Raw genomic sequence first — 16,282 nt, forward strand, 5'->3', positions numbered from 1 at the left:
CTGATGGGACTCGCCTCTGCTTTCCACCCTAATGTCCGAATAACTTACTCATTTTGTCCAGAACACGTATTTTTTCGTGTCACCATCTATTATAAGTTGGTTATATGCGGGTGAACAAGCAATAGAAGGGATGAGGTTTATGGCAGTAGCCAATCATTTTCGCAGAACCTTGGATTCATTTTTGGGCAAAATTAAACAACGTTTATATCAAGCGACGACTCCTATCTCTACCTGGAATTATCGGGAAGCGATCTACGAAGGACCCGGACAAACCCGGTACACATCGGATTGGTCGACGATTGACGTAGGTCAGGCCTGGTATGCGAGCACCGCCTATTTCCAAATTCAAGTGACACTGGACGACAAACATGCCGGCCATCCTGTTTTTTTGCGTTTCAACAATGAAGGAGAATGTCTGTTTTACTTAAATGGAGCGCCTCAGCAGGGCTTTGATCCCAATCGTTCCCTGTGCCGCCTATCGGAATCGGGCGTAGCCGGCGAAGTTTACGATTTAACGATCGAGGCTTCCATCAGGTGGCAAAATCTCGCTCATGCCGTTCAGGGAGGACTCGACTATGGCACCCATCTGTTTCGTACAGCCGAAATCGTAACCTTGGACGAAATGCTCTATCACCTGTTGCTCGACCTTGAAGTGCTTTACGAATATTATTTGTTAACCGAATCGGCTTGGGCGCTGGAATTGTTGAACGAGGCCAGACGGCATATGAAGCCGGATGATGAAGACGGTTATTTCCAGGAAGGAGCGCGCCGCTTCGGCTCCTGGCTATCAGAAAGGTGGCCAGCTGCAACCAATAACGCTGCGGACAGGGAAATCATCGCAGTGGGCCATTCCCATCTGGATCTGGCCTACCTGTGGCCAGCCAAGGAGAGCGTGCGCAAGTGCGGAAGAACGTTCTCCAATATGCTGCAGCTGCTGGACCGTTATCCGGAATTCCATTTCTCTCAAAGTCAGACAACGCAATATCAATGGGCGAAGGAGCACTATCCGGCCTTATATGAAAAAATTAAATATTATGTGGCCGAAGGGCGTTGGGAACTGATCGGCGGGATGCTCGTGGAGCCGGACTGCAATTTGATTTCCGGCGAATCGTTAATTCGACAGACGGCATTCGGCCAGAAATTTTATCAAGAGGAATTCGGCCGTACGACCGAAATTTGCTGGCTCCCGGATACATTCGGCTACCCCGCGTATTTGCCCCAAGTGCTCAGCAAGTGCGGGTTCCGTTACTTCTATACGTGCAAAATCAACAATAATATAGTCAACGTATTTCCACATCATCTGTTTCAATGGGAGGCTCCGGACGGCAGCAAACTGATTGCGATTCTTGACATGTTCAACAGCTATTCCGCCGATATGAAACTTCCAGCTATCGATTCCGGCATCAAAAATTTTCGCAATTCCAAACATACAAAGGATATGATGACCGTTTATGGTTATGGCGACGGCGGCGGCGGCGTCACGGCCGAGATGATCGAACGTTCCAGACGTTATACCAAGCTTCCGGGCGTGCCGAAGATAAAGCCCGACACGGCAGCCTCCTATTTCGACAAGTTGAACATGAACCGGGAGAAGTTGCCCACCTGGAGAGGCGAGCTTTATTTCGAATGGCATCAGGGTACGTACACCTCTCAGGCCGCCGCCAAACGGAACAACCGCAAAGCGGAGCTTCTGTACCGGAACGCCGAGCTGCTGCTGGCGCTGCAACGCGCCCCTGGCGGTCAACTGAAAGAAGGCTGGGAACGGCTTCTGTTCCAGCAATTCCATGACATCCTTCCCGGCACCTCGCAAGCCGATACATATGTGACGGCAGAGCAGGAATACGCACGGATCTTCGAGATTGGCGAAACGGCGCAAGCCGAGGCGCTGTCGGCACTAGTGGGTCCTACTGCGGATCATGGGGATGATGTGGTTCTAGCAGCGGAGCAAGAGCGTTCATTCGTGCTGTTTAATTCGTTGGCTTTTGCACGGACGGAATGGGTGGAATGCGATCTGCTGGTGCGCGCTGGCGAAATCATCGTGGATGCCGCAAACTCCAAGCAGGTCGTTTATACGCGTCTGCCGAACGGCAGGACGCTCCTTTACGCGGAACGCGTTCCTTCGGTTGGATATAAACGTTATCTGGTTTTGCCCGGCAACCCCGCTGTTCCTGCATCTTCGGATGCTGTATCCGTCCGCGAAGACGGCGGCAACTTCACGCTCGAGAATGGCGAACTGCGGATTGTTGTAAGCAAACAGTCCGGTTTCCTCGACAAGGTGTGGGATAAACGTTTCGAGCGAAGTGTGCTGAAGGCTTCCGGCAAACCCGGGAATGCGCTGGAAATATTCGAGGAGCTGTACGATTTCTACGATGCGTGGAATATCGACGAGGAGACCCTGGCAGCGGGCGGAAGATTAATCGATCAAGCCGAATCCGTGGAGCTTGTTTCTTCCTCTGCCACTATCGCCGTTCTGCGGGTTAAAAAAACGATCAATCGCTCCTGTATTGTTCAGGATATCGTGCTTAAAGCATACGAACGAAAAGTCGATTTCCGCACCGAAGCCGATTGGAACGAAACGGGTCGACTGCTCAAGGCCGGTTTCGATCTGGATATTCATGCCGATCGGGCGACCTACGATATGAGCTTTGGCCATATAGAACGACCCACTCACAACAATACAAGCTGGGATCGTGCGCAATGGGAAGTTAGCGCGCATCATTGGGTCGATCTGTCCGAGCGAAACTACGGCGCGGCGCTGCTTAACGAGGGCAAGTTCGGTTATGACATAAAAGGCGGATTGATGCGCATTACACTGCTTAAAGCGCCAAAATATCCGGATACGACATGCGACATCGGCCATCATAGCTTCTCGTACTCCCTGTATCTGCATGACGGAGAGTGGAGAGCCGGCCATGTGGACGAGGAAGGGTGGAAATATAATGCGCCGCTTCTTTATCATCCGGTCGCGGCAACCGCCTGGACGCATGCCGAGGAATCATGGCTGACGATTGGCGCCTGCGGAGTCTTCCTGTCTGCAGCAAAGCCGGCGGATGATGGATCAGGCGATCTGATTGTGCGCGTGTACGAGAACCATGGGGCTAGAATTCGAGATGTCCTTCAACTAAACAACACGTTTATCGATTCCGCAGCGGAATGCGACATGCTGGAGCATACATTGCGCCCGATCGAACACGCGGATTCGTCGATCCCCTTCGAGTTGACGCCCTTCGAAATCAAGACAATCCGAATCAGGCGGACAGAAAAGACCATTCCTTTAAATATATCGATTGATGGTGGTTAATCATCCCAGCAGATAATGCCATATAGTCGTGCAATTCAGCGTTAACCTGCCACCAGTTCGGCGGCTCCCCTTATTTCCCACTCGATCGGCTCAAGCACGCGGAACGCTCTGGGGTAAACAACTTTGACGATCAGGACGACGCCGGGCTTACGCAGGACGGCTTCGAATTGATGTTCATCATTGCGGTAGACATACGGAAACGTTTGGTCTCCGTTAACAATATCGAATACGAGCACCTCAATTGGATCGAGCAGGAAGGAATTGTCCAGAGGCACGCCCTCATCGTCCACCAGCAGGTTGCCGCCTAAATAATTCATGGCCGTCTCGGCGGCAGTCTGCGGATTGATGCGAAGCTCGCCATTTCCGAGCGCTTCCTTGTCAAGCTGCTGGGCAGCGGCATGCGCTGCCCGATTGATCGCCCGTTTGCTTTGGGACAATGTTTTCATCGCCAATTCCTCTTCAACCCCCATGAGATGAACCGCCATCCAGACGGTCATCATCATCATGATCAGCAGCAGCTTGTACAAGGCGGCTTCCTCCTTTCATTCACTGGTAGAGCCAAATACAATGGTATTGCCAAATTCACTGACAGCGCCAATTAAAGCACTAGCCGGGCTATGGCACGTACTCGCTCATTTTCATCCCGAAAGCCCGCATCCGCGTTTCCGGCGCAATGGGGGACAGGCCGATCAGCGCATCGATCATAAACAAGTTCTCGAACGGATAGCTGATCGCAAGCGTTATGCCCGTCCCCCTTGGTACGGGTAAGCCTGGATTGGCGGCGGACACGCCGCTGGTCGTCTCAGCGGCGTATTCTATCGCGTCGCGTTCCAGTCCCAGGCGTTCCAGCCGATCGGCCGACTGCTGCAGCATCGCGGCGCTAATATAGCCATATGTACCGCTCGCGCCAACCTCCAGCAAATAATCGACCTCTTGCTGCAGCACCGCTTGCCGAACAATGACGACATGCTTATAGATTGGCGAAAACATCATCCAGCACAGCATCGCCGCAAACAGCACGAAGAGCAGCAATTGCTTCACGGACTCATCCCCCTTATATAATCGCTGATGGATGCGCCCGCTTCATTTGTCTGCGACCTCATGCCGTCCTCTCCTTCGGCAACCGCCGAATAGACCAGCAATACCGTCACAAGCAATAACATGGATAATAACAATGCGCGCATGGATTGCACCTCCCAAGGTGAAACGGCTGTCGCCGTCCACTGGCGTCGCGGCATGTTTCATTCCGAGAATGAACAAACAGAGACGGCTTCTTCATGCGGAACCGCCTCCTTCTCAAAGCCGGCCAGACCCGATAATCCATTAAGGAAGCAACTGGCTGATTCTTGTATTCGCGGCGTTGCCTTGCGATTGCACTTGGCTTCTTGTCCCTGTCGTATCTTGAGCGATGATCGAGTTGAACAATACGATTACGACTACTAACATCATGACCGTCATCAGAATATTGCGCATTCATTCTCACCTCCTTCGTCAATTGCCGTTCTCCGCTCTAGCCGAGAGATTCGAACAGCTTCTGTCCTTCCTTGACCCATGGAAATATAAAAACCTGGAACGTATAAAGAATCGGAATGCCTGCCAGCAGGAACAACACGTACGAGGTGGATTCCTTGCGTCCTTCCTTGGCAAGCTCCAGCTTGTCCTTGTAATCCTCAATCCTTACGCGTAGCAGCTCGTAATATTCGCGGCTCTCATGCAGCCGCAGCGCATCCAGCGTCTCCACGAAGCTCATCCCGTCATCCGTTCCGAGCCTGGTCTTAAATCGCTGAAGAGCCGAAGCCGGATCATGATACCACTCCGCCAGCAGCCGCTCCATATCGCCGCGCATCGTCTTTGTGAAAGGAATGCATCGAGTCAGCTTGGCATGGATATGAAGAGACGAATCAGCCAAATACAGAAGCTGATTGCTTATCGTGTAGATCTCCTTCGTCATCTGCAGCGAACGCAGCTTGCCGATCGTTCTGAGCCACATTCGGTCCAACGCGAGCAAACCGACAAGCAAGGCGGGAATACCGACAGCCAGTTGGACTGCAGGCGACATCACATTTACGCCCAGCATGGCTGCTGACGCGAGCGCCGCCACGATCAAGATCCCGCTGCCGGCGAAGCGCGCAAGCATATACCAAGCGGGATCGACCGTCACGCCGCATGAGGCAAGCAGCAGCTCCCGCTCTCTAAATGCGTGGGAGTCCCTGCTGATCCGCAACAATCTCAGCCAGCCGGCCGGTGGCGGGGCTGCTCTCCAGGACAGAAACGCCAGCCTGCTCCAGCGAGGAGCCTTTCTCGGCAGCAATGACAACAGCGCGTATATGGCAACGGCCGCGAATAACAGCTGTCCCGCTATCAGGGCCAGCCGAATTCCCTGCTCCGCTTGCTCGAACATGGGGAGCACTCCTTCCCTCTTACATCTTTTTGCGAGATAACCATAGTCCCATCAGGAACGACGCGAAGATCAGCAGCAGCGCGTTCAGCAGCATATCCTTCCCCTGCGGATCGAACAAATAGTAATAATAGGCGTTCTCCGGGTTGTACTTGATGTTGATGCCGACGAACAAAGCCAGGAACAACACCGGCGTGAAGTTGGCGATTCTAATCTCCAGCAGCCGATGACGCTCCTGCTCGTTGGAACGCCGCGCCTTGCGCATGTCGCCCAGCAGCTCGCGCAAACCGTCCGTCACCGTCACGCCTTCCGTCAAAGCGACCCGCATAATGTTTGCGAAGTAATCCGCCCACACATGTCCCAGCGATCCCGCCATAAGCCGCAGCGACCTCTCGTCGTCTCCCCGCACGGACAGATTCCGGTACAGCTGCTCGAACACCGCCTGCATGGGACCGAGCAGCCGCTTCTCTTCGATCGCGCGCTGCAGAGCCGTCCGGACATGACGTTCTCCCGTGACAAGATAACATTGATAGAACAGCTCCACGGCTGGCAGGAAGTCCAGCTGCGCCTGCATCCGGCGGTGGATAAGCAGTCCCCGGAGCAAGGCGTAAGGCACGACTCCGACAAGAACCCCGAAGAGCAGCGTGCCCTTCAAACTTTGGAAAAACATGCCTCCAAGCGAGACCCCCATCAGCAGCAGAATAAACGAAGCCCCCAGAAACAGATCAGCCGTCATCTTTAGCCGCAGCGTCTCCAGCAACAGGGCACAATGCTCCCGCAGCCGCACATATAGGGTAAACTCCCGCATGAGCAGCCGACGCAGGCTTCGGGGCGATTCGTAAGTCAGACGATTTCGCAATCTACGCCTGTCATGAACGATATCGAGCAGATTGCCTATTATATAAGAAAACAGCAAGAACAGAGCGGCAGCGGCTGCCGTCATCGTCAGATGGTTCATAACTTGCACATCGCCTCCAGTCTCAACGCTTCCATGTCCCATTGTCCGTAAGCAAGGGTCACGTGCAATACCCCGCCGCCGCCAGTTTCGCTGCCTTCCTCTCGGACGGCGCCGCTTCGAATCGCCAATCATCCTGCAGCTCGTCGTACACCGCCCAGTCCTGGACGAAGGCTTCTCCGCCCCGCCAGCCCAGCTCTCCAATGCGCGCAACAATTCGGCGGCCTGCCACGATCTTCATCTGGATCCCTACCTCCGTCACATATTCGGCTATCCGCTTCGAAAGCCGCTCCGCGTTCATCGCCCTGCCATCCAGCATGCACATATCGGTAATCGCCTCCGGCACGTCCTCCAGCTCGTTCGCATGAACCGTCGTCATGCTGCCGCTATGCCCTCTCGTGCATGCGCGAACGTAGATGTTGGCGTCCTCGTCGCGTATTTCGGCATGAACGATCCGCTGCGGCGATTGCCTTAGCGCCAGCTTAAATGCCTGTGCGGAAGAGTGGCCGCCATCCTCTTCTGACGATTCGTATTCGACGATATTTTTGTCCGGGAAGTCGCGCCCGAGCATCATCTCGAATCGGCCTTCAATCGTAATGATTCGCTCTTCGTCGGGAAGGTCCGCAATGAGCGCCTTCAGCAAATTCGTCTTGCCGGAGTTTGTTGCGCCGATGACGACGATATTGAATCTCGCATGAAGGATGGCCCGGAGCAGTCCCGCCACCCTTGCATTCATCGTTCTGTAAGGATAGTCCGCCAGCGCTGCCAGACTGAACGTGCGCATCGTATAGAACCGAATGGTCAGCGTGGGACTTGCCGTGAAACCAAAGCCCGTCATGGTGACGCGCGAGCCGTCGCGCAGCATCACTTCCGCCCAGCGCTTGCGCGGCGTTATACGGTCGTTGTTGAACAACACCAAATTTTGCTGGATGCGTTCCACATCTCTCAGCTCTTCGAATGCGAACTTAGACAGCGTCCCGAATCCGCTCCTTACTTCGTAGATTCGCGTTCCTACGACTTGAATTTCCTCCAGTCCTTCCCGATCCGCAAGCACCAGCTCCAGCACATGGAGTCCCACCACCTCTGCAAACAGCGCTTCCGCCAATGTCGCGTAAGGATGCCGCCAACCTTCCACCCGCTGGATGCGCAAACGGATGAGACGCTCCTCGATAATCGCGAGCACTTGCTCCCGCTCCTGCGGGAAACCCAGCACGGCACGATTTAGCGTTTCGCCATAAGCTCTGCGCTCTTCCTCCGTGAGCCCTCTCGGAGCGCTTAAGTAAGAACGTATGTCATCCACCAGTTGGCTCTGCTCCTCTGCCGGCGAATGGCTCTCCTCCAGCTTCCCTAATGCTTCCGAGGTCTCTGGCACGGATTGCTTGTCGGGATTCCGTCCTCCCGTCCTGGCCGCGAATTCCGCGGGAGAGAACTTTGCCCGCTCCTGACTCATGCCGACCCCGTCCTTTCTCTCGCGCCCATTCGCTTGAACGGCCATGCGAGAAGCTTGGCGCGAGTCACGGGCATCCCCAGCCCGTAACGGGAAACGATCCTTCCCGCTTGTCCCGACATCGCCGCCCTTCCCGCCTTATCTTCCTTCAGCCACAGGTGAAACGCGCCTTGATCCAGGCTGGCGAACAACGTCTGCGACAAACGGAGCTCGCTGATTCCTGCTGAGCCAAGCTCTCTTCCGATCTGCGCGGCACTGTATGCGTCACGTCCCCAAGGCGCACGAATGACAAGGCATTCGTATTGCTCCGGACGCACCATGAACAGCGGCGATACGTCGCCAATCCATCGTTTGCCGTCCTCCTGGAAGTGAGACAGCGCTCCTGTCGTCACTACGACCCGCACGTTAGCACGCTGAATCGCGCATACCGTCGCCGCGTTATCCCAGTACGCCCCGACGTCTAGCACGACGCAGGAGAACGTCCGCTCCGCCACATCGAGCAAATGCTGAATTTCCCTATCGGTAAAATATTCCGCCTGCTCCCTGTTCAAACTTCCGAACAACACCCGGAGATTACGCTGCCCCGGCAGCTCGAACATCGCGCGTTGCAGCATGGCCGGCGTCAATGCCGCCGACCGAAGCTCGGGCTGCAGCTTGTCAAGCGTCGTTTCGGGTTCGTCCACGCCGAGGAACCGGTGCAGCTTGGCGCTCTTGAGATGCAGGCACAAATAGCCGACCGGCTTGTCTGTCGCTTCCGCAAGCCTCATCGCCGACGCGAATGCAGCCGTTGTCGTACCTATATTCGGCGTCGTGCCGACAAAAACGATCATCGTCCCTTGCTTGCCGCTCATGGCTGTTCCTCCTCCTCTTCCTTGGTCTCTAGATCATGGTGCAGTATGCCGGACATAGAGGACTCCCCGTCGACCGCATTGCCAATCCGTTCGAAAGACGCCGGGCTGTAGGCGATCACAAGCTTGACTTCTCCGCCCTTGCACAGCTCGTCGATGGTCAGCCATTGCGTCTCGGTCAGATTCAGATTGATGGCGTCGATGCTGCCGTTGGCGTCCCGGCGGGCCGCGTACATCTCTTCCTTATTGCCCTCGGCGAGCGACAACAGATGCGGACGCTCCATATTGTCTATCTCTACGTTGCCTGCCGTCTTAACGGAAGCTACCACGACCGGTTCGTCGAACACACGCGTCGAAGCCCCTTCCGGTCCCGATGCAAACAACGTTACAAGATCTCCGGCACGTATGCCGCTGGAGATGGAACGTATATAGTCCTTGGGCAGTTGAAAGGTCGCTTCCGAACCTCTCGGCTGAAGGCCGTATTCGTTCAGCTTCCATGCCAGCACGGGCTCCCCTCTTCCCATCGGCACGACGGCTTCCTTGCCGGCCACGGCGTCGACTCCCTCAACCATCTCTTTCTGATAAGCTTCGGCAGGCAGCCGGAGCAGCATCAAATCTTCCGCTTGAATTCGTTCTCCCGCTGCAATAAACCGAACAGGAGCCACGACCGGCATGGTCGACTGGCGCTCCACCTGCAGCCGCTGCAGATCGTACAGCCCATAGACAAGACCTGCCGATAATACCGCCGCAACCAGACTGAGCCACATATTTCGCCCCTTGCCCATCTCTTCTCCACTCCCTTCCCGACAACGACAAAAAAAGAACGCACGCGTAAGCCGGTCTCGGCTCATCGCATGCGTTCTTCGCATTCGTAGTCACATATCATTTAACTTTAGTGTTCAATTGCGTATATAATATCAATAATTGTCATGATTTGTCTATAACAAATTTTAAAAATCGATCAAACCGACGCTAATCAACAGCGCATCGTCGACCTTTCGCATCGTTTCGTCGTCCAGATGCGTAATTTTGTCCGTCAGACGCTGCTTGTCGATCGTACGGATCTGCTCCAGCAGCACGACGGAATCGCGGTCGAAGCCATGCGTCGCCGCATCCATCTCTACATGCGTCGGCAACTTTGCTTTCTGAATTTGAGCGGTGATGGCAGCTACGATGACGGTAGGGCTGAAGCGGTTACCGATGTCATTCTGTATTACGAGAACGGGACGGACTCCTCCCTGTTCAGATCCTACGACTGGGGACAAATCGGCAAAAAAAACATCTCCGCGTTTGACGATCAAGCTCTACACCCCGCTCACTAGACGCCCTAACGTGTGATCCGCTTCTTCCTCTGCTTGAAACGCTTCCGAGGCCATGTTCAGATTGATTCTCGCCATCTCCATATAGCCGCGCTGCATGGACTCGCGGATTTGACGTTTCTTGCGCTCTACCAGATACAGCTTCATGGCTTGCCGAATAAACTCGCTGCGATTGGAGTTTTCCTTGGCGACGATTCCGTCGACTTCCTCCAGCAGCTGATCGGGCAGGCTGATCATGATCCTTTTCGTATTATGGATATTGGCCACCGAACTGACACCCCCAAAACTTTTCCAAAGCCACTGTGCACGTGCATGATAAAATCTACAGCTCCACGAAAATGTTGATTGCATGTAGAAGGTTTGTTGTAAAATTCATACAGGAAGGAACATACGTCCCATTCAACTGACCCTATGCGGTTGTAGCAGGAACATTCTGGCGCTGCTGCGTAAAATGTTCAAGCGGAGTATTTATACTCCCTTATAGTCTGGCAAAATATAGCCTCCGCTATACTTCAACATATCTATGTTAGTCATATATCAATTATGCTATATCGCGGCATGCATGAGACGTGCAGAATAACCTCTACAGTACATTCGATATTCGTTCCCCAAATTCCTCCGTCGCTGCCGGAATTTCCTTCATGAAAAAAATCCCACTAGATACGGACGCGGCTATGCCAGCTCGTTGCGAACCGAGACGATTGCCCCGCCAGACGTATAGACGCGAGGCACGCGGGACGCGATCATGCATGCAATCTCGTAGTTGATCGTGCCAAGCTGATCCGCGAGCTCTTCCATCGTAATGACTTCGTCGCCCTGTCGTCCGATCAGCACAACCTCCTCGCCCTGCCGAACCTCTCCGGCTTCGGAGGCCGTCAGCCTCTCGTCGTCCAGCGTAATCATGCACTGGTCCATGCAGATCGTGCCCCGTATCGGCAGCTTGACGCCGCGCACAAGTCCATGCGCTTTGCCCGAGAGCATCCGGCTGTACCCATCGGCATATCCGATCGGCAGCGTGCCGATTCTCTCTCCGCCTTTTGCGAAATAACGGGTACCGTAGCTAATTCCCCAGCCCTCAGGCGCCTGCTTGACGAAGGAAACCTCCGTCTTTAGCGACATAACCGGAGCAAGCGCGATCTTTTCCCGATTTACTTCGGCAGACGGGTACAAACCGTACATCGCGATTCCAAGCCGCACCATGCCGCCCGCCCACTCCGGAGTCTCCATCCCCGCGGCGCTGTTGGCCGCATGAATGATCGGTAGCCGGATACCGCGCTCCTCAAGCGCCTTGGCAACGGCAGAGAATCGCTCATGCTGCGATTCCGTATATCCTTTGTCCAGCTCATCCGCGCGCGCATAATGCGTAAACATGCCCTCAACCTCAAGCTGCGGAGTAGCCAGGCAATGTTCGACGAACGATACCGCCTCTTCCAGACCCAGCACGCCAAGACGGCCCATGCCGGAGTCCACTTTCACATGAATCTTGAGCTTGCGGCCATCCGGAGCCTCCGGAAGGTTTTCCGCTGCCGCGCGAACATCTTCCCTGAACATGCTGATTGTAATATCATGCTCTCGAGCAAGACCAAGCGCATCACCAGGCACGTATCCCAATACAAGAATAGGCGCGCGAACGCCATTTCTCCGAAGTCCCAGCGCCTCATCCAGAAACGCGACGCCCAAATAATCAATGCCGTAGCTCTCGGCGGCCTTTGCAATCTCCACGGCTCCATGACCATAGGCGTTCGCCTTAACGGAAGCCATCAGCTTGCAGCCGCCGGGAAGTGCAGCGCGTATAACGGTTAGATTGTGCCGCAGGGCATCGAGCGAAATTTCTGCCCTCGTAGGGCGATAATACGAATCCAAGTCTTTCACCTTCTCCTCTAGCTGTAACACAGGAACAATCCGGGCAGTCAACATCAATAAAATCAATGTTAAACGAGGCTGCCGGGACTGTCAATGCAATGCATGCCAGAATCGGCTGGCACGTATTGGAAATCCCATGCCAGCCGAGTATTAAGCAGGTTATTATTTATTTCGCCATCTCGCCTTGGACCGATTGCGCTACCTTTAACATCTCGCTCTCCGGCAGATTTTCGCTCGTAAGGCGGAATTGCTGACCCTCGTACGTCCAGGTAAGAGTCTGCAGCTTGTCATCGCCCGTGATCTGGCCGATGTTGTCGAATCCGACATCCACCATACGTCCGGGAACAAGCGTCGTTGCCACATCCTTCGGCATCGTCTGAATGAGCGTGTAGCTGTAAACTCCCTCATAACGTGTCATCATGCCGGGATTGCCGCCGAATACAATGTCCTTGGCATCTTTCATCGATACGCCTCTCGGGAGGTACGATGGTCCCATAGCCACGAAGTCGGCCGGCTCCTCGCCTTCCACGCCTGTCGATGCATCCTCTTCTTCTGCACCTGCTTCTTCGTCGCCGGGTTCTTCCTCGTTATTGCCGCTTCCTTCAACCTTGCCGTCCGTATCCTCGTCTTCGACGGCATCGTCGCCAGGTGCCGTGGTATCGTCGGTGTTCTCCGGCGTTGCTATGGTCGGTTCGTCGTTGCCGGCCGACGGGGAAGCTTCCGCTTGCATATTCGCCTCCGTCTGGAATACGCTTGGCTCGAACTTCGTTCCGAACTCGAAATCGTCGAACTTCACGTCTACGACGACAGAAGCGTTCGTATCGCTGACTTCCACCTGTACCGGGCTCAGATCCGCTTTGTCCAGCCAGATCTTCTGGCGGGCTAACGAGCCATTGTTGTAGCTCGCCATAACGTCGAACACGTAGGCGTCCTCGTCTACGGCGAATACTCTGGAGTTGTCTACAATGATGCTTTGCGCAAGCGTCTGGTACAGATAAACCTGGCCTTGATTTTGCGGCCAGTCGCTTTGAAACCGGAATACTTTGTTCAGCTTGGGTGTCAATACGAATACGCCATCATCGTTGCGAAGCACGATCTGTGTAATGTCCTTCTCCTCGTTCGTCAGCTTGATGCGGTAGTAATGCGGCGTCTGGTACGACACCTCCACCTGATACGTCAGCGGCTGCTGGCCGGTATGAAGCGTCATCGTGCCGTTGCCCTGATAACTCTCCATGTCGTTCACGTACTTCTCGAGATCCTTCACCACGGACTCGGCGTCCTTTGTACCACCACAAGCAGATAGAACAAGCGCGAATACCATAATAATTGCCGCCGTCCATGCCATGCGACGCATGTAATCATCCCCTCTGACCATCGAATTTTTACTGGATGATAACATGTCTATGTGGGGACTTGGACAATTATGCGGACAGGGTTGACGAGCTGGCGGGATATTTTTAAGGATGAGGTCAAACCCTGATATTTTCACCGTCTAATTCAATCGCTTATCGTACTGTTTAATACGAAAATACATCATGCGGCGTCAACCCTTTTAATCTAAGCATCAGTCCGTTCTCGCCTGTTTCAAGCTAAATCCACCCGGCCTTGTTGACGATATTCGGATGGCGTAAGCCCCGTTAGCTGCTTAAAGTTATTCGAAAAATAATGAATGCTGTTATAGCCAAGACGTTCTGCGATGCTCTCTATCCTTTCGCCGTTTAGCAGTAATTGTTTTGCCCGTTTTACTCGCTCCGTCATCAAATAATCCTTCGGACTGGTTCCCATTTCCATCTTAAACAATCTCGAGTAATGAACAGGATGATATCCGCATAACGCCGCTAACTCGGCGACAGTCCAGTGACGTTCAGGCTCTGCGCGGATGGCTTCCAAAGTAGCGGCCAGGAAAGGAGATACAACTCGCTTGATTTCCCCCAATTGGCAACGCAGCATATGTGTGATCATCTCCAGCATAATCCCGCGCAAGCTCCAATCAAACCAAACATGCCCGCCTCGATATTCCTTTACCAAACGCAATAAGAAAGGCTCCATCCCCGGATATGCGAACTTGTGAGGGAAAAGCTCACCACGACGGTCCCCAAGCGAGATCTCATATCGAGCCACTTCTTGTGCGAGCTGCTCCGGCTCACAGCCCAAAATCGCATATGCGGGATGAACCGGCGCTGGAGAAACATGATCGAAGTGGAAATGAACGCTATAGTAATCGGTCTCTTCAAGCGTTTCCAGGCGATGAGGACTCTCGCTTCCAAAAAACACACCTTGCCCCGAAGCGATCGCGATCTGTTCGTTGCCCAGTTGCAACACGGCACTTCCTCTGATTACATAAAAGATTTGACAATCCGGAATAATCCGCGGTCCCCACACCGTGCAAGGTTCGGCCTGATCACGGCTTGCAAAGTTGACTGTCGGTTTCAAATCGACAATAGAATATATTCTCACCTCAACCTGCGCTCCCTTATTCCATTCTCCGAAAAATGTTGAATAATTATAAAGATATCTAGCACTATTGCAAATACATCTGAAAACCCTTCCACTATGCTTATAGTATCAAATATTACCTGATAAAGGTATGAGAGGGGATTATCAACACATGTTAACAAAAGCGCAAATCGAACAATTTCATCGGGATGGCTTTTTAAAAGGCGGGATCGTACTAAGTGAAGCCGAGGTCGATCTGCTGCGCGCAGAGCTTGATCTTGTCATGGAAGGGAAGTCCGTGCGGAAACCAGTAAGGAATGTAAATTTGCTGGAGGGTGCTGGAAATATGGGCATGGACATGACAGTAAATGAAAAGGTTGTGCAAATCGTCAACATTTGGATGGCGAGCGAAGCCTTCTATCAGCATGCGCAGAATGCAACGATTTGCGAAGAGATCGCTCAGCTTTCGAATACGGATACGGTAAGAGTTTGGCATGATCAGATCCAATACAAGCCGCCTTATTCCGGCGGACCAACCGGCTGGCATCAGGACCATCCCCTCTGGCCCATCATCCAACCCGCTGATCTCGTAAGCGCTTGGGTCGCTTTGGATGATGCCGTCATTGAGAATGGCTGCATGTGGATGGTGCCCGGCAGTCATCTTTGGGGCAACCACCAGCGCTACTTGGCAAGCGACGATCATTTCAAACCGTATCATCGTCAACCGGAACTATTGCCGGCAGATGCAATCGTCGAATCCGTCCCTTTCGAGATCAAAAAAGGTCAAGTTGGTTATCACCACTGCTTAACGTGGCACGGCAGCCCCCACAATCGTTCTTCATTAAAGCGTCGCGCGATTGCCGTCCACTACATGCCTGGTCATACACGCTATGAACCTGCAGGCGGACATCCGATGGAAAGTCACGTAAAAGTACAGCCAGGTGAAATCCTGGCGGGGGATGACTTCCCTGTCGTCTGGACACGCGCTACTCCTCAGCAATGATCATCGATAGATGTCGAAGGGGATCGCAATGATAGCCGATTCGATGGAGAGAAACGTATTTATCCGCTGCGAAGGGATTGGTGTTACAATACGGGTAGACTGTACATTTTCCCATAAGCGAGGAACCCTGCATGCCCTTCAAGGAAGAACCCGCCATCCTGCTGCTCGATCGAATGAACGATTTCCGCCATAGCGATCCCTTGTACGCCTTTGCCCTGGATGAGCTCCTCTGCCGAAGCGCCGGCAAAGGCGGACCGGCGATCTGTCATCTATGGCGCCATCCCCATGCATTCGTGCTGGGCCAGAAAGATAGCCGTATGCCGCGAGCCAAGGAAGCCAGGCAGTGGCTGGAGGAGGGGGGCTGGATGACGGTTGTACGCAATTCTGGCGGAGCGGCCGTTCCTCTGGATGCCGGAGTCGTTAATGTCTCCCTCATTCTTCCCAAGAAGAATGCCTTGGATCTTCGATTCCATAACGACTTTGAACGGATGTATGATTTAATAGCGGAAGCCTTGCAGAGCACCGGTCGATTGGTGGAGAAAGGCGAGATTGCAGGCGCCTATTGCCCCGGCGACTTCGATCTGAGCATCGATGGCTACAAATTTTGCGGCATCGCCCAGCGGCGGCAGACACATGCGTCGATCATACAGGCTTTCGTCGTGGCAGAGGGCTCCGGCCGCACTCGCGCCGAGCTCGTCCGCGCCTTCTATGA

General features: G+C 53.9%; 17 protein-coding genes. 3 read left to right on the forward strand and 14 right to left on the reverse strand.

Annotated elements, in window-relative coordinates:
• The first annotated feature begins 139 nt into the window (after positions 1 to 139).
• Positions 140 to 3,301 (forward strand): alpha-mannosidase, encoded by a 3,162-nt coding sequence (locus PAT3040_RS33200; protein ID WP_181376995.1) that lies wholly within the window; start codon positions 140 to 142, stop codon positions 3,299 to 3,301.
• A gap of 41 nt (positions 3,302 to 3,342) precedes the next feature.
• Here the strand turns inward: PAT3040_RS33200 and PAT3040_RS33205 are convergent, their stop codons facing one another.
• From PAT3040_RS33205 to PAT3040_RS33260, 14 genes are all read right to left on the reverse strand, one after another.
• Complete coding sequence (locus tag PAT3040_RS33205; protein ID WP_108996032.1) at positions 3,343 to 3,828, reverse strand: hypothetical protein; 486 nt, start codon at positions 3,826 to 3,828, stop codon at positions 3,343 to 3,345.
• A gap of 88 nt (positions 3,829 to 3,916) precedes the next feature.
• Positions 3,917 to 4,342, reverse strand: a complete 426-nt coding sequence (locus tag PAT3040_RS33210) for a hypothetical protein (protein WP_108996033.1) — start codon at positions 4,340 to 4,342, stop codon at positions 3,917 to 3,919.
• Positions 4,339 to 4,485 carry a hypothetical protein gene (locus PAT3040_RS37770; RefSeq protein WP_179215672.1) on the reverse strand — a complete coding sequence of 49 codons (147 nt, stop codon included), beginning with the start codon at positions 4,483 to 4,485 and terminating at the stop codon, positions 4,339 to 4,341. The genes PAT3040_RS33210 and PAT3040_RS37770 overlap by 4 nt, the downstream gene beginning before the upstream one ends.
• A 139-nt stretch (positions 4,486 to 4,624) precedes the next feature.
• Positions 4,625 to 4,774, reverse strand: a complete 150-nt coding sequence (locus tag PAT3040_RS37775) for a hypothetical protein (RefSeq protein WP_179215673.1) — start codon at positions 4,772 to 4,774, stop codon at positions 4,625 to 4,627.
• A 37-nt stretch (positions 4,775 to 4,811) separates the two neighbouring features.
• Entirely contained in the window at positions 4,812 to 5,702 is an 891-nt protein-coding gene (locus PAT3040_RS33215) for a hypothetical protein (protein ID WP_108996034.1), read from the reverse strand.
• Between the two features lie 19 nt (positions 5,703 to 5,721).
• Positions 5,722 to 6,657 (reverse strand): type II secretion system F family protein, encoded by a 936-nt coding sequence (locus PAT3040_RS33220; RefSeq protein WP_108996035.1) that lies wholly within the window; start codon positions 6,655 to 6,657, stop codon positions 5,722 to 5,724.
• A 58-nt stretch (positions 6,658 to 6,715) separates the two neighbouring features.
• Positions 6,716 to 8,104 (reverse strand): ATPase, T2SS/T4P/T4SS family, encoded by a 1,389-nt coding sequence (locus PAT3040_RS33225; RefSeq protein WP_108996036.1) that lies wholly within the window; start codon positions 8,102 to 8,104, stop codon positions 6,716 to 6,718.
• Positions 8,101 to 8,952 carry a CpaE/TadZ family protein gene (locus tag PAT3040_RS33230; RefSeq protein WP_108996037.1) on the reverse strand — a complete coding sequence of 284 codons (852 nt, stop codon included), beginning with the start codon at positions 8,950 to 8,952 and terminating at the stop codon, positions 8,101 to 8,103. The genes PAT3040_RS33225 and PAT3040_RS33230 overlap by 4 nt, the downstream gene beginning before the upstream one ends.
• On the reverse strand, positions 8,949 to 9,734 hold the full coding sequence (locus PAT3040_RS33235) for an SAF domain-containing protein (protein ID WP_108996038.1): 786 nt from the start codon (positions 9,732 to 9,734) through the stop codon (positions 8,949 to 8,951). Before PAT3040_RS33235 ends, PAT3040_RS33230 begins: the two co-directional genes overlap by 4 nt.
• A 165-nt stretch (positions 9,735 to 9,899) precedes the next feature.
• On the reverse strand, positions 9,900 to 10,250 hold the full coding sequence (locus PAT3040_RS33240; protein ID WP_087569551.1) for a type II toxin-antitoxin system PemK/MazF family toxin: 351 nt from the start codon (positions 10,248 to 10,250) through the stop codon (positions 9,900 to 9,902).
• Positions 10,251 to 10,253: 3 nt separating this feature from the next.
• Complete coding sequence (locus PAT3040_RS33245; RefSeq protein WP_087569552.1) at positions 10,254 to 10,535, reverse strand: CopG family ribbon-helix-helix protein; 282 nt, start codon at positions 10,533 to 10,535, stop codon at positions 10,254 to 10,256.
• Positions 10,536 to 10,940: 405 nt separating this feature from the next.
• Positions 10,941 to 12,131 (reverse strand): alanine racemase, encoded by a 1,191-nt coding sequence (alr, locus tag PAT3040_RS33250; protein ID WP_108996039.1) that lies wholly within the window; start codon positions 12,129 to 12,131, stop codon positions 10,941 to 10,943.
• 166 nt (positions 12,132 to 12,297) lie between these two features.
• Positions 12,298 to 13,485, reverse strand: coding sequence for a LolA family protein (locus PAT3040_RS33255; protein WP_108996040.1), 1,188 nt, complete (start codon positions 13,483 to 13,485; stop codon positions 12,298 to 12,300).
• Between the two features lie 230 nt (positions 13,486 to 13,715).
• A complete protein-coding gene (locus tag PAT3040_RS33260; RefSeq protein WP_108996041.1) occupies positions 13,716 to 14,588 on the reverse strand; it encodes an AraC family transcriptional regulator in 873 nt (290 codons plus the stop codon).
• A 151-nt stretch (positions 14,589 to 14,739) separates the two neighbouring features.
• Between PAT3040_RS33260 and PAT3040_RS33265 the strand changes: the two genes are divergently transcribed.
• Both PAT3040_RS33265 and PAT3040_RS33270 read left to right on the forward strand, forming a co-directional pair.
• Positions 14,740 to 15,570, forward strand: coding sequence for a phytanoyl-CoA dioxygenase family protein (locus tag PAT3040_RS33265; protein WP_108996042.1), 831 nt, complete (start codon positions 14,740 to 14,742; stop codon positions 15,568 to 15,570).
• Between the two features lie 131 nt (positions 15,571 to 15,701).
• Positions 15,702 to 16,282: lipoyl protein ligase domain-containing protein (locus tag PAT3040_RS33270; RefSeq protein WP_108996043.1), on the forward strand; the 581-nt coding region annotated here is incomplete at its 3' end.

Source organism: Paenibacillus agaridevorans (assembly GCF_003112455.1).
In the GTDB taxonomy this organism is placed as follows: Bacteria; Bacillota; Bacilli; order Paenibacillales; family Paenibacillaceae; genus Pristimantibacillus; species Pristimantibacillus agaridevorans.

Excerpts from the sequence above, each read along its gene's own strand:
- PAT3040_RS33200 (WP_181376995.1), top strand. The coding sequence starts at position 140 with ATGGCAGTAGCCAATCATTTTCGCAGAACCTTGGATTCATTTTTGGGC.
- PAT3040_RS37770 (WP_179215672.1), bottom strand. The coding sequence starts at position 4,485 with ATGCGCGCATTGTTATTATCCATGTTATTGCTTGTGACGGTATTGCTG.
- PAT3040_RS37775 (WP_179215673.1), bottom strand. The coding sequence starts at position 4,774 with ATGCGCAATATTCTGATGACGGTCATGATGTTAGTAGTCGTAATCGTA.
- PAT3040_RS33215 (WP_108996034.1), bottom strand. The coding sequence starts at position 5,702 with ATGTTCGAGCAAGCGGAGCAGGGAATTCGGCTGGCCCTGATAGCGGGA.
- PAT3040_RS33220 (WP_108996035.1), bottom strand. The coding sequence starts at position 6,657 with ATGAACCATCTGACGATGACGGCAGCCGCTGCCGCTCTGTTCTTGCTG.
- PAT3040_RS33225 (WP_108996036.1), bottom strand. The coding sequence starts at position 8,104 with ATGAGTCAGGAGCGGGCAAAGTTCTCTCCCGCGGAATTCGCGGCCAGG.
- PAT3040_RS33230 (WP_108996037.1), bottom strand. The coding sequence starts at position 8,952 with ATGAGCGGCAAGCAAGGGACGATGATCGTTTTTGTCGGCACGACGCCG.
- PAT3040_RS33235 (WP_108996038.1), bottom strand. The coding sequence starts at position 9,734 with ATGGGCAAGGGGCGAAATATGTGGCTCAGTCTGGTTGCGGCGGTATTA.
- PAT3040_RS33255 (WP_108996040.1), bottom strand. The coding sequence starts at position 13,485 with ATGCGTCGCATGGCATGGACGGCGGCAATTATTATGGTATTCGCGCTT.
- PAT3040_RS33265 (WP_108996042.1), top strand. The coding sequence starts at position 14,740 with ATGTTAACAAAAGCGCAAATCGAACAATTTCATCGGGATGGCTTTTTA.